The 17,847-nt window shown below is 70.6% G+C and carries 19 protein-coding genes and 1 pseudogene; 7 read left to right on the top strand and 13 right to left on the bottom strand.

Translation table 11 applies throughout. The annotated features are described in order from the left end of the window. Positions 1-7 precede the first annotated feature (7 nt). From EJ357_RS42535 to EJ357_RS42525, 3 genes are read left to right on the top strand one after another with little or no spacing between them, the layout of a single operon-like run. Positions 8-1,006: an RNA polymerase subunit sigma-70 gene (locus EJ357_RS42535; RefSeq protein ID WP_126397422.1), complete on the top strand. Its 999-nt coding sequence runs from the start codon at positions 8-10 to the stop codon at positions 1,004-1,006. Between the two features lie 7 nt (positions 1,007-1,013). After that, positions 1,014-1,304: a hypothetical protein gene (locus EJ357_RS42530; RefSeq protein ID WP_126397420.1), complete on the top strand. Its 291-nt coding sequence runs from the start codon at positions 1,014-1,016 to the stop codon at positions 1,302-1,304. A 12-nt stretch (positions 1,305-1,316) separates the two neighbouring features. After that, positions 1,317-1,772, top strand: a complete 456-nt coding sequence (locus EJ357_RS42525) for a DUF6069 family protein (protein WP_126397418.1) — start codon at positions 1,317-1,319, stop codon at positions 1,770-1,772. A 46-nt stretch (positions 1,773-1,818) separates the two neighbouring features. Here EJ357_RS42525 and EJ357_RS42520 read toward each other — a convergent pair whose 3' ends face one another. From EJ357_RS42520 to EJ357_RS42500, 5 genes and pseudogenes are all read right to left on the bottom strand, one after another. Then, the gene (locus EJ357_RS42520; RefSeq protein ID WP_126397416.1) at positions 1,819-2,685 is read right to left on the bottom strand and encodes a GNAT family N-acetyltransferase; all 867 of its coding nucleotides are present in this window, start codon (positions 2,683-2,685) and stop codon (positions 1,819-1,821) included. Positions 2,686-2,742: 57 nt separating this feature from the next. Next, positions 2,743-2,990: pseudogene (locus tag EJ357_RS51020) on the bottom strand (IS630 family transposase); the annotation flags it as partial. 271 nt (positions 2,991-3,261) lie between these two features. After that, the gene (locus EJ357_RS42510; RefSeq protein ID WP_126397414.1) at positions 3,262-3,954 is read right to left on the bottom strand and encodes a TetR/AcrR family transcriptional regulator; all 693 of its coding nucleotides are present in this window, start codon (positions 3,952-3,954) and stop codon (positions 3,262-3,264) included. Positions 3,955-4,028: 74 nt separating this feature from the next. Then, complete coding sequence (locus EJ357_RS42505; RefSeq protein ID WP_126397412.1) at positions 4,029-4,676, bottom strand: HAD family hydrolase; 648 nt, start codon at positions 4,674-4,676, stop codon at positions 4,029-4,031. A gap of 2 nt (positions 4,677-4,678) precedes the next feature. Then, a complete protein-coding gene (locus tag EJ357_RS42500) occupies positions 4,679-5,878 on the bottom strand; it encodes an acetyl-CoA C-acyltransferase (RefSeq protein ID WP_126397410.1) in 1,200 nt (399 codons plus the stop codon). Between the two features lie 210 nt (positions 5,879-6,088). Between EJ357_RS42500 and EJ357_RS42495 the strand changes: the two genes are divergently transcribed. Both EJ357_RS42495 and EJ357_RS42490 read left to right on the top strand, forming a co-directional pair. Continuing rightward, positions 6,089-6,970 (top strand): alpha/beta fold hydrolase, encoded by an 882-nt coding sequence (locus tag EJ357_RS42495; RefSeq protein WP_323377699.1) that lies wholly within the window; start codon positions 6,089-6,091, stop codon positions 6,968-6,970. A 2-nt stretch (positions 6,971-6,972) separates the two neighbouring features. Then, a complete protein-coding gene (locus tag EJ357_RS42490; protein WP_126397408.1) occupies positions 6,973-7,794 on the top strand; it encodes an SCO6745 family protein in 822 nt (273 codons plus the stop codon). 54 nt (positions 7,795-7,848) lie between these two features. Here EJ357_RS42490 and EJ357_RS42485 read toward each other — a convergent pair whose 3' ends face one another. Both EJ357_RS42485 and EJ357_RS42480 read right to left on the bottom strand, forming a co-directional pair. After that, the gene (locus tag EJ357_RS42485) at positions 7,849-9,171 is read right to left on the bottom strand and encodes a cytochrome P450 (RefSeq protein ID WP_228472778.1); all 1,323 of its coding nucleotides are present in this window, start codon (positions 9,169-9,171) and stop codon (positions 7,849-7,851) included. A gap of 147 nt (positions 9,172-9,318) precedes the next feature. Further along, positions 9,319-9,717 carry a hypothetical protein gene (locus tag EJ357_RS42480; protein ID WP_126400788.1) on the bottom strand — a complete coding sequence of 133 codons (399 nt, stop codon included), beginning with the start codon at positions 9,715-9,717 and terminating at the stop codon, positions 9,319-9,321. 181 nt (positions 9,718-9,898) lie between these two features. Here EJ357_RS42480 and EJ357_RS42475 point away from each other — a divergent pair, with 181 nt between their 5' ends. Continuing rightward, complete coding sequence (locus EJ357_RS42475; protein ID WP_126397406.1) at positions 9,899-11,140, top strand: cytochrome P450 family protein; 1,242 nt, start codon at positions 9,899-9,901, stop codon at positions 11,138-11,140. Here EJ357_RS42475 and EJ357_RS42470 read toward each other — a convergent pair whose 3' ends face one another. From EJ357_RS42470 to EJ357_RS42450, 5 genes are read right to left on the bottom strand one after another with little or no spacing between them, the layout of a single operon-like run. After that, entirely contained in the window at positions 11,141-12,535 is a 1,395-nt protein-coding gene (locus EJ357_RS42470; RefSeq protein ID WP_126397404.1) for a cytochrome P450, read from the bottom strand. Then, complete coding sequence (locus EJ357_RS42465; protein ID WP_126397402.1) at positions 12,532-13,134, bottom strand: GTP-binding protein; 603 nt, start codon at positions 13,132-13,134, stop codon at positions 12,532-12,534. The genes EJ357_RS42470 and EJ357_RS42465 overlap by 4 nt, the downstream gene beginning before the upstream one ends. Next, positions 13,112-13,471: a DUF742 domain-containing protein gene (locus EJ357_RS42460; protein ID WP_126397400.1), complete on the bottom strand. Its 360-nt coding sequence runs from the start codon at positions 13,469-13,471 to the stop codon at positions 13,112-13,114. The genes EJ357_RS42465 and EJ357_RS42460 overlap by 23 nt, the downstream gene beginning before the upstream one ends. Then, positions 13,468-13,881 (bottom strand): roadblock/LC7 domain-containing protein, encoded by a 414-nt coding sequence (locus EJ357_RS42455; RefSeq protein ID WP_126397398.1) that lies wholly within the window; start codon positions 13,879-13,881, stop codon positions 13,468-13,470. Before EJ357_RS42455 ends, EJ357_RS42460 begins: the two co-directional genes overlap by 4 nt. Then, the gene (locus EJ357_RS42450; protein WP_407698448.1) at positions 13,878-15,245 is read right to left on the bottom strand and encodes an ATP-binding protein; all 1,368 of its coding nucleotides are present in this window, start codon (positions 15,243-15,245) and stop codon (positions 13,878-13,880) included. The genes EJ357_RS42455 and EJ357_RS42450 overlap by 4 nt, the downstream gene beginning before the upstream one ends. Before the next feature lie 328 nt (positions 15,246-15,573). Here EJ357_RS42450 and EJ357_RS42445 point away from each other — a divergent pair, with 328 nt between their 5' ends. Beyond that, the gene (locus EJ357_RS42445; RefSeq protein WP_323377696.1) at positions 15,574-16,530 is read left to right on the top strand and encodes an AraC-like ligand-binding domain-containing protein; all 957 of its coding nucleotides are present in this window, start codon (positions 15,574-15,576) and stop codon (positions 16,528-16,530) included. 112 nt (positions 16,531-16,642) lie between these two features. On the opposite strand, the gene EJ357_RS42440 is transcribed toward EJ357_RS42445, so the two are convergent. Continuing rightward, positions 16,643-17,740, bottom strand: a complete 1,098-nt coding sequence (locus EJ357_RS42440) for a MerR family transcriptional regulator (RefSeq protein WP_175647886.1) — start codon at positions 17,738-17,740, stop codon at positions 16,643-16,645. Positions 17,741-17,847 lie beyond the last annotated feature (107 nt).

Below are 17,847 nucleotides of genomic sequence, written 5' to 3'. Positions count from 1 at the left end.
TGACGTGATGAGTGCGGACACGCGGCTGGAGGAGCTGGGCGTGAGCGGGCTGGGAGAGGTCGACGAGCAGGCGTTCTCGGGGCTGGCGGAGCGGCACCGGCGGGAGCTGCACGTGCACTGCTACCGGATGCTCGGGTCGTTCGAGGACGCCGAGGACGCCGTGCAGGAGACGTTCCTGCGTGCCTGGCGGCGGCGGGAGACCTTCGAGGGGCGGTCGACGTTCCGGGCCTGGCTGTACCGGATCGCCACCAACGCCTGCCTGGACCTGCTCGCCAAGTGCCGCCCGAAGCCTGCGACCGGCGGTGAGGTGCTGTGGCTGCAGCCCTACCCGGACCGGCTGCTCGACGAGCTGCCCGCGGACGACGCGGACGAGCCGGAGACCGTCGCCGTCGCGCGGGAGACGATCGAGCTGGCGTACCTGGTCGCGGTCCAGCACCTCGCGCCGCGCCCGCGGGCCGTGCTGATCCTGCGGGATGTGCTCGGCTGGCCGGCGAAGGACGTCGCGGAGGCCCTCGGGGACTCCGTCAACTCCGTGAACAGCGCGCTGCAGCGGGCCCGTGCCGGCATGCGGGAGCACCTGCCCGCCGAGCGGCAGGACTGGACCGGCGGCGAACAGGACGCCGGCACGCGCGAGCTGGTACGCCGCTTCACCGACGCCAGCGTGGCCACGGACGTCCCGGCGCTCGCCTCGATGCTGCGGGACGACGTCCGCTCCTCGATGCCGCCCACGCCGGGCCTGTACATCGGGCGCGACGCGGTGGTGAACGACTGGGTCGAGGACGGCTTCGAGGGCATGAAGGGCCTGCGCGCCGTCCTCACCTCGGTGAACCGGCAGCCCGCCGTCGCCTTCTACCTCTGGCGGGACCGGGAGGGCGCGTACCTGCCGCTGACGATCGACGTCCTGCGTGTAACCGGCGGGGCGATCACCGAGATCATCACCTTCCACGACGACCAGTTCCCGCGGCTCGGGCTGCCGGAGCGCCTGCCGGCGGACGGCACGGAGTAGTCCCGGTGTGACGCTCGCGCTGCGGGATGGCGCGCGCGTCGCGCTGGTCGCGGTGGTCGCGGCGGAGTGGTGCGACGCGTTCGGCGTCGCCACCCGCGGGCGGGTGCAGATGGAGCTGGAGCTGCGCGACGCCGAGCCGGGGCGGTCCTCGGACGCGGCGCCGGGTTATGGCTCCGCGGCACCGGCATCGGCGCCCAGCGGAACCCCGGCCGTCGCACGGCGAGAGCGCACATCGTCAGCCCAGGGCCAGGACCGCCGCATGCCAGTCGATACACCCCGTACGCCGGTTACCGAATGATGGAGGAACGACATGAACAGCATGAAGGACACCGAGGTCGTCGCAGACCCGGCATCAGGCCGGACCAGCCGCACCCACCGATTCCGCGGGCTCGCCGGCACCGGCTTCATCGCCACGCTCGCCGCGATGACGGCCACCACCCTCGCCGCTGCGCTTGCCCTGGCCGTTGGCGTCGACTTCGAGGTCCCCGATGGTGGCGAGACGATCCCCTTGTCCGGGTTCGCCGTGGTGACCGGCTTCTTCTCGGTCGTGGGCATCGTCATGGCCCTCGCTCTTCTTCGTTGGAGCGATCACCCCGCCAAGCGATTCATGTGGACGGCGGTGTCGCTGACCGCGATCTCGTTGGTCCCGCCCCTCCTCTCCGGGGCAAACACGGCCACCACCACCGCCCTCCTCGGGCTGCACCTCGTCCCTGCGACGGTGATGATCCCCACCCTGGCGCGGAGCCTGCGCACCCGGACCGATTGACGTACGAGGCGCTGCGGCATGGTGAGAAGGACCGCAGCCCCCGGCGTCAGACCTTCCGGATCCGGTCGGCGATCTCCGGCCTCGCCGTGAGCCCCGCCGCCTTGTACGTGGCGACGCCGCCGACGTTGGAGCTCGGCGTGCAGACGCGCACGCTCGACGCGCCCATCTCCCGCAGTGCGGCCGCCCCGGCGACGGTGATCGCCCGGCCATAGCCGCGGCCGCGGTGGTCCGCGTGGACGCCCATCGGCTCGACCAGTCCCGGCTTCCCCGGGCCGGCCGACCAGACCGTCACCACCGCCGCGGGGTTGCCTTGGTCGTCGTAAACACCCAGGCAGCGGGCGTCGGCATAGAACGGTGCCGCAGACATCCTGTGCCGGTACTCGCGCGTGGGCTTCGTGGTGTCGAATGCGGACCGCAGGACGTCGGCGAAGCCCTGTGCCTGCTCCAGGCCGATCTCCTTGATCCGCACGCCCGGGTCCTCCACCTCGTCGGAGAGGTCCCGGAAGAGCGGCGTCCACGGCTCGTCGACGCCCCAGCCCTCCTTGGTCAACAGGTCGTGGAGCAGCAGGCCCTGCGGTGCCTCGATGGACACCGCGCCTTCCGGCAGCACGCCGCGCTCGGGCAGCGAGAAGTCCTCGACGAGCCGCCGCGCCAAGTCCTCGTCATGGAAAGCGTCGGAAGCGACCGTCATCCGCACGAGCGTCGGCGTATCCAGCATCCCGACAGCGAGGATCCGTCCGTTCCGGCTCCAGGTCCGGACCGCCGCGGCCGCCTCGGCCGTTCCGAACCGGTAGTTCCAGCCGATGTCCCCGGGATGCAACTGCATCGGCGCTTCGTCGTGCTGCCACTCCCGCAGCGCCGCAACAGCCTCACGCACTCCGTCGGCCGTCGGCGTCCTCAGCACAATAGTCATAGCCGGGATCAGACACCCGGTCCCGGTGGCGTGCAACCGATTAACTGACCAGGCACTTCAAGGTGATGGTGGCGGGACGTCGATGGCGAGTCCGGCCCCGGCGAGGGAGCCGCCGAGGACGTCGGGTCGGTACTGGAGGCGCTTGAGTCGGCTGAGCACGAGCACGGCCAGTCGGTCGAGGGCGCGTGGGCGGGCCGGGTGAACACCGTCAGCCAGGCGTGTGCGTCGATCAGGTCGCGCACCCTGTGGGAAACGTGGGTGTTCAGGCGGCCCCACACGAGCACGATCGGCCCTTGCGTCCGCTGTGGCGCCGCAGCCGATGGCAAGGAGTACGGCGCTGTCGACGGCAGCGCAGGCCAGGCGGCCGGTGGCTTGGTCATCGGCTCGAACGGCGGCGCCCTGTCTTATGTCACCGACCCCAGTGGAGTGGTCTACCGGTCGCGAACAGCATCGCTTGACGGTCCCGAGCTGGACGGGGTGGCCCGGCGCTTCATCGTGTGCCGTTAGGCAGCGGAACGGGCCCGCTGTGTTCGACGGGGACGAGTTCACCCCGGCGGACCGGTCACGCCTGCTCGATCAGCTTTGATCAGGGAACCGCAGGGCGTTCGCCCAGAGCCGGGTGACCGTCGAGACGAGTTCCTCGAAGTCCACCGGTGCGCCTTCTTCTTGCTGCTCGCCGAGCACAAAGGCGTTGTAGGCCATGACGCTGACCATGCCTGACAGCGCACGGGAGGCCAGCAGCGGATCGACCTCACGGTCTGCGACACCGCGCGCCTGCAGGTCGGCGATGCCGCGCGCGTTGCGGCGGATGAACGCGTCGGCGCGCCGGCTTCGGAACGTACGGAACTCCGGCTCCACCTGCGCGACCTGCTCAAGCAGTGCCATCAGCTTCGCGTTGCGCTTGTACGCCTGGAGGTACGCGCGATTGCTCGCCTCGAGTACCGCGTAGGGATCGTCGGCATCCTCCACCCGGGCCATCCCGGGGTGGAGCATGTCCTCCTGCGCCTCCAGGAGGACGGCGGCCAGCACCTCTTCCTTGTTGGCGAAGTAGGTGTAGAACGATCCCGCCGCGCACTGCGCCTCTTTGGTGATGTCGGTCAGGCGGGTGTCGAGGTAGCCGTCCCGTTCGAACACCTTGCGCGCTGCCTTCACCAGAGCGGCCCGTGTGCGCGCTCCGCGCTTCGTCGCGGGTGGCTCGCGAAGGTGCGAGAGAGGCGCCATGGGGGGTGCCTTCTCGCCGTCCATCTCGTCGGCCGCTGTGGTGTTCATCGCGGGAACAGTACTTGAATCCGATGCCATGGTCACAAATCCGCCTCCGCCGCAGAAGGGATGTTCTCGATCGGTCAGGCGCTGATCCCGAAGCGTTCGGCGAGTTGGCGACGGGTGTCGGCGGCGCTGGTGTGCAGTACGCCGCCGATTCCGATCCGTGCCGCTCCGTCGAGGTTCTGCTGGAGATCGTCGATCATGACTGCCTCCTCCGGGGCGACGCAGAGACGTTCACATGCGATCGAGTAGATCCGTCGGGAGGGCTTGCGGATCCCGACCACGGCGGAGATGACGACCACGTCCGCGAGAGCGGCGAGGTCGACGCCGTCGTAGGTACCGGCACCGAACGAGTTCGACACGAGCGCGACGGGATGGCCCGCGACTCGAAGATCCCCGAGCAGCGCGAGCATGTCCTGGTCGATCGACATGCCCGCCTGCATTCGGGCCGTGAGCCCCTCGGCCGATACGTCCGCGCCGTGGGCACGGAGACGTTCGGCGAATCCTCGCTCGAAGGCTTCGGCGTCGATTCGGCCGCACTCGTGGTCGGCCAGGAGTGCGCGTGACGGCTGGTCCCGGCTGAGGAGGTCCAGCGGCAGGCGAGGGTCGCCGCCGAGGGAGGCGCCGAAGTCGGTGAACGCCTGCAGCACACTTGAGGTGATGACACCGCCGAAGTCCACCAGGACCGCGGTTCGGGTCTTTTCCGCGCCGTTCGACAAGGCATCCACGCTCAGATGACCTCGAACAGTCCGGCCGCGCCCATTCCGCCGCCGACGCACATCGAGATCACCACATACCGCACACCCCGGCGCTTGCCCTCGATGAGGGCATGCCCCACCAGCCGGGCACCGGTCATTCCGTAGGGGTGGCCTACCGAGATCGCGCCACCGTTCACGTTGAACCGCTCCGGGTCGATGTGCAGTTCGTCGCGGCAGTACACCGCCTGGGAAGCGAACGCCTCGTTGAGCTCCCACAGGCCGATGTCGTCGACGGTGAGGTTGTGCTGCTTCAGCAGCTTCGGAATGGCGAACACCGGCCCGATGCCCATCTCGTCCGGTGCACAGCCGGCAACGGTCATACCGCGGTACACGCCCAGCGGTTCCAGTCCGCGGCGCTCGGCCTCCCTCGCCTCCATCAACACCGACGCCGAAGCCCCGTCCGACAACTGCGAGGAGTTGCCCGCCGTCACGCTGGAATGCGCGCTCACCTGGCCGTCGGGCAGCACCGGCGCCAGCCCGGCCAGGCCCTCGAGCGTCGTCGACGCGCGGTTGCCCTCGTCCCGGGTCAGGGTGACCTCCTCGGCCCGCACCTCCCCGGACTGCTTGTCGAGCACCTTCTTGACGCTGTCGAGCGCGGCGATCTCCTGGTCGAACCGGCCGGCTTCCTGCGCCGCCGCGGTGCGCTGCTGTGACACCAGTGCGAACTCGTCCTGGCGTTCCCGGCTCACGCCGTAGCGTTCGGCGACGATCTCCGCCGTCTGCAACATCGGCAGGTAGATGCTCGGCTTGTGCTCGACCAGCCAGGGATCCGTCATCCGGTGGGTGTTCATGTGCTCGTTCTGCACCAGGGAGATCGACTCGACACCGCCGCCGACAGCGATCTGCATGCCGTCCGAGACGATCTGCTTGGCGGCCGTCGCAATGGCCATCAGGCCCGACGAGCACTGCCGGTCGACCGTCATCCCCGACACGGTGTCCGGAAGCCCGGCGCGCAGAGCGGCCTGGCGCGCGACGTTGAAACCGGATGCCCCCTGCTGCGCGGCGCAGCCGAAGATCACGTCCTCGACCTCGCCGCCCTCGAGTCCGGCGCGTTGTACGGCGTGGGACAGGGCATGGGCGGCGAGTTCCTGCGACTGGGTGTCGTTGAACGCGCCGCGGTAAGCTTTTCCGATCGGCGTCCGTGCCGTCGAAACGATGACTGCTTCCCTCATGTCGCCTCACTGTTTCCTGTTGGTGCGGTTCGTCCCGGGATCTTCGAGACCGGGATTCCCTGACACGAGCCACGGCCGCAAGGGGTACGGGGGTCTGCCTCCGGGCCCTGGTTATAGTTGAATCCGGCGTCATGTTCAACCGGCCCGCGGTCTTGACAGCGTGCCCCTCCGCCTGAAGGCTACCGACCAGTTGGTATGAAGGGGTGAGTCGTGACCGAGCTGAGCATCTCCACCGGTGCAGGCGTGTTCGACGCGATCGCTGCGGGTCCGCCCGAGGGCCGCCCGGTGCTGCTGCTGCACGGCTTTCCCCAGACGGCGCTGGCGTGGCAACGGCAGATCGCCGAGTTGGCCGAGCAGGGCTATCGGGTGGTGGCGCCCGACCAGCGTGGGTACTCCCCCGGCGCTCGCCCCCAGCGGCCCGAGGACTATCGCATGAGCCTTCTCGTCGACGACGTCGTCGCGATCACAGAGGAACTGGGCTGGGCGGCGTTCGACCTGGTCGGCCACGACTGGGGAGGCGCGGTGGCCTGGTGGACCGCTGACGCCCACCCCGGCCGCATACGCACCCTGACGGTTGTCTCGACCCCGCACCCCGGCGCCCTGGCCACCGCCCTGCGTACCGACGACGACCAGCGCAGCCGCTCGCAGTACATGATCCACTGGCGTGAAACTCCCGCGACCGAGGAGCGCATGCTGGCCCACGACGCCGAGCTGCTGCGCGCCCTGTACGCCGGAAAGGTTCCGCAGGACAGCGTCGAGGCCTATGTACGGCACCTGTCCCGGCCAGGGGCTCTCACCGCCGCGCTGAACTGGTACCGGGCAGGCCGCCCCGACGGCAAGATCGGCACCGTCGACCTGCCCACGCTGTACGTCTGGAGCACGAACGACAGTGCCTTCGGCCCGGCGGCGGCACGGGAAACCGAGCGGTGGGTCGACGGGCCGTACCGCTTCGAGACCATCCCGGACGTCACCCACTGGGTCCCCGAGGAAGCGCCCGAAACCCTGAACCGTTTGCTGCTCGAACACCTGCGAGCGCACGGCCAGTACGGACCCGCGGCGCACACCCCGTCCCCCGACTCTCCGAAGAGGTGACCGTGGAGACAGCGCGTGCGGCCTGGCGCGGACTCGAACCCGTGCACGGCATGATCTACTTCGTCCCCGAAGCCAGGCGCCGGTACGCGGACCTCGGACTGAGCGGACGCGCCGGCTACTTCACCTCTCGCAGCGCCGCGTTCGGCCGGGCCTCCGCCGAGCTGGTCATCGCGACCTTCTACAACTTCAACCCCGCTCTCGTACGGCAGGCGCTCGACGGGGCCTGGGACGCGACGACGCCGCAGCAGGTGCTGGACGCGCGGTATGCCGCGGCGGGCGAAGCCCTGCGGCGGGCGGGAATTCACGAACTGCCCACCCTGGACGAGGTCCTGGCGCTGACCCGCCGGGCCGCCGAGGCGGCCCGCGAACACGCGCAGGGTCGCCCGCTGTTCGCCGCGCACGCCGCACTGCCCTGGCCGGAGGATCCGGTACTGCAGCTGTGGCACGCCCAGACGTTGCTCCGGGAGTTCCGTGGGGACGGCCATGTGGCCTGCCTGCTGAGCGAGGGCATCGGGGCCCTGGAAGCCCTGGTTCTGCACGCCGCCACCGGTGATGTTCCCGTCGACTTCCTCAAGGCCAGCCGCGCATGGCCCGAGGAGGAGTGGGCCGATACGCGGGAGCGCCTGCGCAAGCGAGGTCTCCTCGACGGCGACTCCCTCAGCCCGGAAGGCGTACACCTGCGTCGGCACATCGAGGACCGCACCGACCGTCTGGCCCTTCCCGCCTACGCCGCCCTGGGTGACGCCGGCTGCGAACGCCTCGCCGAACTCGCCGGCGCCTTCGGCCGCGCCGTCCTCGACGCCGGCCTTCTCAAGCTCGGCTGACCGAGCCCGTGTCCCGGGCTGAGCAACGCCGAAGGGGCGTCGCCGCGGTGCCGCCTATGCCCGTTCCACCGCCACCTTCGACGGTGCTCTGAACGACAGCAGGCCGAGCATGGGCGGCTCCCCCGCCCCGGCGGCCGGTCGGATGTCCGGAAGTCTGCGTGCCGCTGCCCGCAGGGCCACCGCCGCCTCCGTGCGCGCCAGGGACGCACCCGGGCAGCGGTGGCGACCGGCACCGAACGCCAGGTGGTGGCGGATGTTCGCCCGGTTCGGGCACATCTGTTCCGGTTTCGGGAAGACCTCCGGGTCGGATCCGCTGCCCATGAGCATCAGCAGCAACTGGGCACCGGCCGGCAGTGCGACTCCGCCCAGTCGGGTGGCCTGCGGGGTCACCCGGCGCCAGGTGGTCACCGGCGGCTCACGTCGCAGGACCTCTTCCACCCAGGCCTCGGCCGGGCCCGCTGCCCCGGCCATGCGCGGCCACCTGCCGGGCTCCTCCAGTGCCCGGCGCAGCACGGTGGCGATGAGTTGTCCGGTGGTGGACTGGCCGGCGATGAAGACGAAGAAGCACGCGGCCACCGCGGTCTCGGCGTCCAGTGGCCTGCCGTCGGGGAGGCGGTGGCGGGCGAGTGCCCCGATGAACGAGTCGGCAGGGACCGTGTCGCTGCGCACGGTCGCGGTGAGCCACTGATGGAATTCGGCGACGAGCTCTGCCAGTTCCAGTTGCCGTTCGAGTGGCGGCCTGCCCCAGAACAGCTCCAGCGAGGCGTCACTCCAGCGGATCAGAGTGGCCGGTTCGACGCCCCGGATGCCGAGGACCTCCATCAGCACCCTGCACGGAAGGACCTGCGCGAATGAGGTGAACAGGTCGCAGCCGTCAGTGGTGTCGAGTTGGGACCGTACCCCGTCGAGCAGTTCGTCGGCGATGCTCTCGATCACCGGCACGGCCGCCGCGACACGCTGTGCGTTGAAGAACCGTGTGACCACGCGGCGCAGTCCGGAGTGGCTCGGGGTGCCGTTGTTCGCCAGGGCGGGCGGGAGCGTGAAGCCGACGCGGGCCAGGACCCTGAGTACGGCGATGGGCAGCGGGGTGACAGCGTGCTGGGCGTTGTCCGGGTGGAACCGCTCCGAGTCGAGCAGGACCCGGCGTACGTCTTGGTGGCGGCTGACCAGCCACAGCCCGGTAGCGGGGTCATGGTGGACGGGAGACTCGGACCGCAGGAGGTCCAGCCAGGGGTAGGGGTCGCGGACGAAAGGGTCACCGAACAGGTCGAGCAGACCCAGTGGGTCACGGGTGTCGGTGGGTTCGGAGCCGGCCGCCGGGCCCCACCCGGCTGCTCCGGAACCGGGTGCGAGGGAATCCAGAGCCGGGGAAGTCACGGCCGGAAGTTAACACGCACCAGGCACGCCACCAGGCAGTATGTGCGCGGCATCACTTGCTGATCCCGGCTTGGACTCGCAGACCGCGCCCGCATTGCACCCCGTGGATCCCGCCCCGGCCGGGCTCAGGTTCGGCCGGGGCGGGTGTCAGATGGTGGGCGGCTTTCCGCGGAGGAGGGCCGTGCGGAGGGCGGAGTGCAGGCGGGGTGTGTTCGTCCACTCGTGGTCGCGCGACGGGGAGACCCGCCAGTACAGTCCGGGGCGCGTGACGCGGTGCAGCGGGGGGATCGCCACGTGGCAGCCCCGGCCCAGGACGCGCACCTGCGGCAGCTCCCAGTCGGCGGCGGAGCCAGGAGGAATCAGCCAGTACAGGCGTCCGCCGAAGCCGTCCCCGATCACGGCTCCCGTCTCGTCCCCGAGGTTGCGCAGTGCGTCGGTCCCGGGGTCGAGCGGTACGCGTACGGCGTCCCACCAGCCACCCGCGGCCACGATCCGCACCTCGACACTGCCCGGGTGCATCCACCACGGGACCTCGTCGACAGTCATCGCACTCACCGGCTCTCCGATCCGACACCCCGCACCGTAAGGCGGAGACGAACCGCCGACTTGCGTCCGCGCGCAGGGAAGTTGTCCCCACGCGCAGCGTTCGGACACGGCCCTCACCCGGACACGCTACGTTCAAGTAGCTTTACGGGTCGTATTGATGAGCGAGCGTCAGGAGGCCTCTGTGGGACACCCCCGCCCCTTAGTGATCGACCCGACCGGCCGCGACATCCACGGCGAGGCCGCCCGGATACGCGAACGCGGACCGGTGACCCTCGTCGAACTGCCCGATCGTGTGCGGGCCTGGGCCGTCAGCAGTCCCGACCTCCTCAAGCGCCTGCTGACCGACCCACGCGTCTCCAAGGACCCGCGCCAACACTGGCCCCGATGGATCAACGGCGAGATCTCCCCGGAATGGCCGCTGTTCACCTGGGTCGCGGTGCAGAACATGTTCACCGCCTACGGAAGCGAGCACAAGCGGCTGCGCGCCCTGGTCTCCAAGGCGTTCACCGCACGCCGCACCATGGCGCTCCGACCCCGCATCGAGGAGATCGCCACAGCCCTGCTGGAGCGGGTCGAGGCGACCGGACGGGACGGCCAAGTCGTCGATCTGCGCGAGGAGTTCTGCTATCCGCTGCCGATCCAGGTGATCAGCGAACTCTTCGGCCTGCCCGAGGAACAGGGTGCGGAGCTACGGGCCGTCGTGGACGGCGTCTTCCACACCTCCGCCACCCCGGAGGAAGTCACCGACATCTATGCGCGGTTCTACGCGGCGATGGGCGAACTCGTCGCTCTCAAGCGGCGGTCGCCGGGTGACGACCTGACCTCGGCGCTCATCGCGGCCCGCGACGACGGCGACACCGGGCTGAGCGAGCAGGAACTGCTCGACACCCTGGTGCTCATGGTCAGCGCCGGCCACGAGACCACGGTCAACCTGATCGACAACGCCATTCACCTCCTGCTGACCCATCTGGACCAGCTCGCCCACGTCCGCTCCGGCCGCGTCTCCTGGGAGGACGTGGTCGAGGAGGCACTGCGCGTGGAGGCGCCCGTCGCCAGCCTGCCGCTGCGGTATGCCGTCGAGGACCTCGTGATGAGCGAGTTCGGCGGTCCGGACGGCGTGGTGATCGGCAAGGGTGAGGCCATCCTCGCCGCCTACGCGGCCGCCGGACGGCACCCCGGGAAGTACGGCGAGGACGCCGACCGCTTCGACGTCGCCCGCGCCGACAAGGAGCACCTCGCCTTCGGCCACGGCGTGCACTTCTGCCTGGGCGCCCCGCTGGGGCGGCTGGAGGCCCGCATCGCGCTCCAGGCACTCTTCGACCGCTTCCCCGGACTCCGACTCGCCGCTTCTCAGGGTGAGTTGGAGCCGGTCGACTCGTTCATCTCCAACGGCCACCGCTCCCTTCCGGTGCGCCTGTCCTGATCACTCGCCACGCCACCACGCCAGTAGTCGGGCGCCCCATCCTCGCCGCACGCGGCCGGCCTCGGGCCCCGCGGACGGCCGGGACGTCGGCGCGGTGCGCCGCACGGGCGACTCGTCGCCGACGGCGGAGGGGGCGGAGGCGGTGGAGGGGGTGGAGGAGGTGACGGCGGTCGGCGGGTACGTCACCGGCAGCGCGGCCAGCGCACGGTGGAAGGGACCCGGCCGCCAGGCCAATTCCTCCACCGGTACGGCGAGTTCGACGTCCGGAAGACGGTCGAGCAGTTTCTCCACCGCGACCGCCGCGATCAGCCGGGCCGGACCCTGCGCCGGGCAGTTGTGCGGGCCCGCGCTCCACGCCAGGTGGGCGCGGTTGCCCGCACGCTGATCCGCCGTCAGGGACGGGTCGGTGTTCGCCGCGGCGAGACTGACCACCAGCGGATGCCCCGCCCGCAGCAGCACCCCTTCGTGGACGACGTCATGGATCGGGTAGTGCACGGCGTAGTTGGCCATGGGCGGGTCGGTCCACAACACCTCGTCGAGGGCGTCGTCCACCGGCAGGCTGCCGCCCGAGAGGCTGCCCGCGAACCGGTCGTCGGACAGCAACAGCCGCAGGGCGTTGGCGATCAGGTTCTGCTGGGGCTCGGTACCCGCGCCCATGAGCAGGACGAGGGTGTGCACCATCTCCTCGTCCGTGAGCTGGGCGGGATGGGCCATGAGCCAGGACGTCACATCCGGCCCGGGCCGCCGGCGCTTCAGTGTGACGAGGTCCAGCAGCGTCGTCGCGAGCAGTTCGTTCGCCTTCTCGGCGTCCACTCCGTCGAAGATCCCGGACATCCCCTGCACTAGCCGCTCTCCGTAGTCCGCCGGGCAGCCGAACAGGCGGTTGAACACCAGCAGGGGCAGCACCTGGGCGTACTCGCCGAGCAGATCGGCCTGCCCGGCCGGGGCGATGCGGTCGATGAGCGTGTCCGCGCTCGCCTCGACGTAGGAGCGCAGGGTGCTAGGAGCCACCCGGGCCACGCTGTCCGTGATAGCGCCGCGCAGCCTGCGGTGTTCCGCGCCGTCGGCCCACAGCGCGTTCGGCCGGTACATCATCATCGGCACGACCGGGCTGTCCGGGCCCACGGTGCCGTCCGCGAGGTCCTTCCAGCGGCGGGCGTCCTTGGAGAACGTCTCGGTGCTGCGCAGCACGTGCAGGGCGGCGTCGTATCCGACGACGAGCGAGGCCCGCACGCCGGGGGCCAGTTCGACCGGCGCGATCGGGCCGAGGTCGCGCAGCCGCCGGTAGACGGCTGCCGGGTCGGTCGCGAACTCGGGACCGTGCAGGGACTCGTGCGCGGGGTGCGCTGGGCAGCCCGGCGGCGGGAAAGGCGGTACGTGGGGTACGGAGGTCACGCATGCTCCAGTTGGCCGGTGCGGGTGAGGAGGTACTCGACGAGACGGATGAGTGCCCGCGTGGCCGAGACCCGGTCGCGGGCGTCGCAGCGGACGAGAGGAGTTTCGGGCAGCAGGTCTAGGGCCTCGCGCACCTCGTCGAGCTCGTACGCGGGGGCGTCGTGGAACTGGTTCAGGGCGACCGCGTACGGCAGTCCGTGCTCCTCCAGTACGCCCATGACCTCGAACGACTGGCTGAGGCGGCGGCTGTCGGCAAGGACGAGCGCGCCGAGCGCGCCCTGGGTCATGTCCTGCCACAGCCGGGTGAAGCGCTGCTGGCCCGGGGTGCCGAAGAGGTACAGCACCAGACGGTCGTTGAGGGTGAGCCGGCCGAAGTCGAGGGCGACCGTGGTGGTCGTCTTGTCCCGAAGGCCGGCCAGGTCGTCGACGAGGGCGCCGGCCTCGGTCATGACCTCCTCGGTGCACAGGGGCCGGATCTCGGAGAGCGAGCCGACGAACGTGGTCTTGCCGACCGCGAAGTGGCCCACGATCAGCAGCTTGACCGCCGTCTGCACGCTGGGCCGCAGGTAGACGTCGTCAGAGGCGGGCGCGGAGTCCATCGAGCACCTCCTGGAGGATTGTGGCGTCGGTCGGCCGGGCGGCGGGGATCGGTGCGCGGGTGACGATGTGGCCGCTGTCCATGAGATCGGCGATCAGCACTTTGGCCACGCCGACCGGCAGCGACAGGTGGCCGGCCACCTCGGCGACCGACAGGGCTCCGGGCCGGCACAGCTCCATGAGCCTGCGCTTTTCCGGGTTGAGTCCGGTCAGCGGCAGATCGTCGGTGGCGATCAGCAGCGTGACCAGGTCCAGGGTGTTGCGGGTCGGGTGGGCGCGGCCGTCCGTGACGACGTACGACCGCACCAGCCTGTCTGCGGGGCGGCGCCGGGTTGTCATGCCGGGCTGCCGGTGTCCTGCCGGGCGGGGCTGGTCAGCTCCTTGCCGAGCCGGTCGACGAGTTTGTGCATGCGGTAGGTGACCGCCTCCATGTCGACGTCCTCGCTGGTGGAGACCGCGAGGTAGGCGCCCTCTCCGGCCGCGACCAGGAAGACGTAGCCGTGTGCGAACTCGATCATGGTCTGCCGCCACGGGGTGTGCGCGGAGCCGCAGAACTCGGCCGTGCCGCGGCTGATCGACTGGACGCCGGACAGTCCCGCGGCCAGCCGTTCGGCGTCGTCGCGGTCGATGTCCTTGGAGAAGGCGCGGAGCATGCCTTCGGCGGAGAGCAGGATCGCGTGACGCGCGTGCGGCACCTTCAGCACCTCGTCCAGCATCCAGCCCAACGTGTTGTTGGTGGGCCCGGTCATTCGTGGCTGTTCCCTTCGTCGTCGTGGAGTGTGTGCCGGGCGTCCCGGCCGGAGCGGGTGCCGCGTGCGAAGGCGCCCATGCGCCGGGCGTTCTCCTCGGCCGAGCGGCCGCCGACCTCCTCGGCCGCTACGGGCTGCGGGGCCGGTTGCCGTGGGGTGCGGCGACGTCGCTTGGGCAGGCCGCCCGGCGTCGTCGCCTCCGTGGGTTCGGGTGCGGAGGCGGGAGCTGAGGCGGCGTGGGGATCGGGGGCGGAGGCGGGAGCTGAGGCGGCATGGGGATCGGGGACGGGTGCGGCCGGATCGGCGGTGGGCGCCGTGTCGGTCGAGTGCGTATGCGCAGGGGCAGGGGCAGGGACATGCGCGGGCGCGGGTGGTTCGGCGGGCGGAACGGGCGCCTGGTCGGCGGGGTCCAGGTGGGTGAGCAGGGCGGCCGGCAGGAACACCACCGCGCGTACACCGCCGTACGGGGAGAGCGTGTCCACGGAGACGTTGAACCCGTAGCGCTCGGTGAGCGCCCCGATGACGGCGAAGCCGAAGCGGGGCGGGTCACCGAGTCGGACGATGTCCACGTCGTGTGTGCGGGCGAGCAGTTCGGCGGCGTGCTCGGCCGCCTGGCCGTCCATGCCGACCCCGGCGTCGTCGATCACCACGCAGGCGCCGTTGTGCACCGTCTGGACGGTGACCTCGACGGTCGTGCCCGGTTGCGAGTGGCGCGCCGCGTTGTCGAGCAGTTCGGCGACCGCCAGGACCACCGGTTCGACGGCCCGGCTCCGCACGGCGATGTCGACCTCGCCGTTGATGCGGATGCGCCGGTAGTCGCGGATGCGGGAGGTGGCGCCGCGTACGACCTCCACGAGCGCGGAGGTGGCACGCTGGCGGCCCGGCCACGAGCCGCACAGCACGGCGATGACCTGGGCACGGCGGCCGAACTGGGCGTTGGCGTGGTCGATTTCGAGCAGGTCGCTCAGTACGCCGGGATTGTCGTGCCGGTCCTGCATCTCGGAGATGGACACCTGCTGTTCGTTGGCCAAGGCCTGGAGGGAGCGCATCGACGCCTTCAGGGCGGCCTTCGCCGACTGGTCGGCGCTCGACCGGGCGTGCTCGACCGCACCCGCGAATCGCTCCACGACACCGTCGAGACACTTCGCGAAGTCCGTGTCGGCGAGCCGGGTGTCGAGCAGGCCGACGGCCGGGACCTGCTGGTGGGGCGCGTCCTCCAGGGCGGGCAGCCGGGCCGAGACGAGGTGCCGCAGTTCCTCGTCCCGGGCCCGAAGTCCGTCCCCCAGTTCGGCGTTCCGTCTGCGCTGGCGTGCGGTGATGCCGCGTTCGCGCACCAGCAGCACGGTGACGGCGAACAGGCCCACGGCCAGGCACCAGAACACCGCCTCCGGTATCTATTCCGTCATCAAGTCCTCACAGCGGGTGGCGGGTCGACGGGCAGCGCACGACGGTAGTGGCGCGTCCGCATCCGGACTTGTCCGTGCGCGCAAGGAACTTGCCGCAGGACGCACGCCCGTTCGTGAGACCGGCAGATCGCGAGCGGCTCGGCTCCGACGCAGGCCGATGAGGCCTATACGTGTTCCGGAAACCGATTGCTGGTCCCTAGGCTGCGCCGCACAACAGTCCTCGAACACAGGAGCGTTCGAGGCTGGTCTCGAGGCTGTCGGGAGACGGCGCAGCAAAGGGGATGCGTTGCCCACGGGAAGCTACGTCGTGGAGACGACGAGGACCGCCGAGGTCGGAGCCCGCGAGCGGACCGATCTGTGGAGTGAGCGCGTCGCGGCGTACCAGACCAGAATGGACTACAAGTACGCCCGCGCCGAGGGCTTCCGCGGCGAGATGATCCGGCAGTGCAGCGACAGCTACCAGGTCGTCACCTGGTACAGCGACCAGATCGAGTACGCCCGCACACCGGGCCTGATCCGTCAGATGCCCGACCCCGACTACCGGCTCCTCTTCCCGCTCGCGGGCGAACTGGTGCTACGACAGGACGACCAGGAGGTGCGGCTGACGCCGGGCACGGGCAGCCTGATCACACTCGGTGCGCCCTTCGAGATCGTGCACGGCGCGTCCCTGCGCGGTGTCATCATGTCGATCCCGGCCCAGGAGGTCGACGGCCCTCTCAACCGGAAGGCACCGCTGGCCACCGGGCTCGATCTGACCAAGGGGCTGGGCCGTGTGGTGCACTCCATGGTGCGCGGCCTGAACGACGAGCGTGGCCATCTCACCACCCCGCAGTTCGACGCCGTCTGCGACCGCGTCGTCGAGCTGCTGTGCATGCTCGCCTGCGGGGACGACCGTCCCGACGTCCCGGGGCAGCTGACCGAGGTGGAGGCGGTGGTCCGCCGCCATGCGCGCGAGCACGCGGCCGACCCCGGCCTGTCCGGCGCCTCCATGGCCCGTGCCCTCGGCTGGTCCCTCCGCCAGATCCAGCTCGCGCTCCAACAGGTGGGCACCACGCCTCGCGACCTGATCCGCGAGGAGCGCCTGCGTCTGGTCCGCGAGCGTCTCCTGCGGGCCGACTGCGCGCACATGACGATCACGGACCTGACGTACGCCTCGGGCTTCTCCTCGGCGAGTGCGATGAGCACGGCCTTCCGTCGGCGCTTCGGGGTGAGCCCCCGGGAGATGCGTTCCAAGGCCCGCTGATCCCGCCCGCACCACGGAGGTCCATGGAGGTCAGGGGCCCAGGCACGCGCCAGCACGAACGGTCGACCTAAGGGCGAACACGCACGAACTCCAGCTGGCGCTGCTAGGCGGTTCAAGCTATGAGCAGGCGGAGGCCGAGATCTGCCGCGTCGAGACCGGCGAGATCGCTGTTGCGCTCGGCCCACCGGCCGGACTCGAGGTCTTCGCTCAGGCTTCGCACCGCCCGCTGCTCGGCCTTCGGCCCGACTCTCGTCCACACCGACATCGCACGGCGCACGTGATCCTCCACATAGGCCCCGGGTCGGCGCCAGTACGCCTCGAACAGGCCGTCGGCGCAGTCCCACGGGACGGGCACCGGCTCAGCGCGGGCGCCGATCGCGTCGGCCATCCCGGCGAGCGAGGGGAATTCCGCGAGGACGGCGGCGAACTCGGGCAGGTAGTCGCGGGTAAGCCAGAACCGGTCCTGCCATCCGGGCTCGTCGGTATCGAACGTGAGCACCACCACGCGGCGGGCCACGCGCCGCATCTCACGCAGCCCCGCTATCGGGTCCCCCCAGTGGTGAACGGTGGAGACGGCCATCGCGACGTCGAAGGACCGGTCCTCGAACGGCAGGCTCTCCGCGGCGGCGGCCACGCACGGCGCCGAGCCGGCCGGCCGCTGCCTCCGCATGACCGCCGATGGCTCCACTGCGGTCACGTGGCGATCCGCGGGCTCGTAGGAGCCAGTTCCGGCCCCGACGTTCAGCACCGTCTGCGCGTCCCCGAGCGCGTCCCAGATCTGCGCGGCGATCCGCGGCTCGGTACGCCGTGTCGCGGGGTAAGCGCCGCCGATCGCGTCGTACAACCGTGTGCCGAGCATCTTCAGTTGCTCCTCCGGTGTCACCCGCTGTCCCCTCGCCCGTGCCTCAAGTTCCCTTTCGATCGCCGTCACCATGGCGTCAGCGCGATCACGCCGTTCCAGCAGCAGGCCGCGCAGTCGGCGCAGGTGCGCGACCGCGTCCGTGGCAGGGTCGTCGACCAGTTCCGCGACCTCCCGCAGCCCGAAGCCCAACCGCCGATAGGCCAGCACCTCCCGCAGCCGCTCCACGTCGGCCGCCGAATAGGCCCGGTACCCGGCCGCGGTCCGCGCCGACGGCCGAACGAGTCCGATCTCGTCGTAGTGATGCAGCGTGCGGACGCTCACGCCGGCCAGCTCGGCCACGCGTCCCACGGTCCAGTGATCCTCCACGGCACCGACTATGCAGTCTGACGCCACGTGAGGGTCAAGAGCCTCACTCACAGGCGACCATGGCAGCACGCGCCGTGTCCCGGGCGTCG

The organism is Streptomyces cyaneochromogenes, from assembly GCF_003963535.1.
Lineage (GTDB): Bacteria > Actinomycetota > Actinomycetes > Streptomycetales > Streptomycetaceae > Streptomyces > Streptomyces shaanxiensis.
The sequence above is the reverse complement of the archived record's forward strand: the minus strand, read 5'-3'. Positions and strand labels throughout refer to the sequence as shown.

What these genes read in the sequence shown, in the direction of transcription:
- EJ357_RS42535 (WP_126397422.1), top strand. Translation starts at nt 8, where the DNA reads ATGAGTGCGGACACGCGGCTGGAGGAGCTGGGCGTGAGCGGGCTGGGA.
- EJ357_RS42525 (WP_126397418.1), top strand. Translation starts at nt 1,317, where the DNA reads ATGAACAGCATGAAGGACACCGAGGTCGTCGCAGACCCGGCATCAGGC.
- EJ357_RS42520 (WP_126397416.1), bottom strand. Translation starts at nt 2,685, where the DNA reads ATGACTATTGTGCTGAGGACGCCGACGGCCGACGGAGTGCGTGAGGCT.
- EJ357_RS42510 (WP_126397414.1), bottom strand. Translation starts at nt 3,954, where the DNA reads ATGAACACCACAGCGGCCGACGAGATGGACGGCGAGAAGGCACCCCCC.
- EJ357_RS42500 (WP_126397410.1), bottom strand. Translation starts at nt 5,878, where the DNA reads ATGAGGGAAGCAGTCATCGTTTCGACGGCACGGACGCCGATCGGAAAA.
- EJ357_RS42480 (WP_126400788.1), bottom strand. Translation starts at nt 9,717, where the DNA reads ATGACTGTCGACGAGGTCCCGTGGTGGATGCACCCGGGCAGTGTCGAG.
- EJ357_RS42465 (WP_126397402.1), bottom strand. Translation starts at nt 13,134, where the DNA reads ATGGACTCCGCGCCCGCCTCTGACGACGTCTACCTGCGGCCCAGCGTG.
- EJ357_RS42460 (WP_126397400.1), bottom strand. Translation starts at nt 13,471, where the DNA reads ATGACAACCCGGCGCCGCCCCGCAGACAGGCTGGTGCGGTCGTACGTC.
- EJ357_RS42455 (WP_126397398.1), bottom strand. Translation starts at nt 13,881, where the DNA reads ATGACCGGGCCCACCAACAACACGTTGGGCTGGATGCTGGACGAGGTG.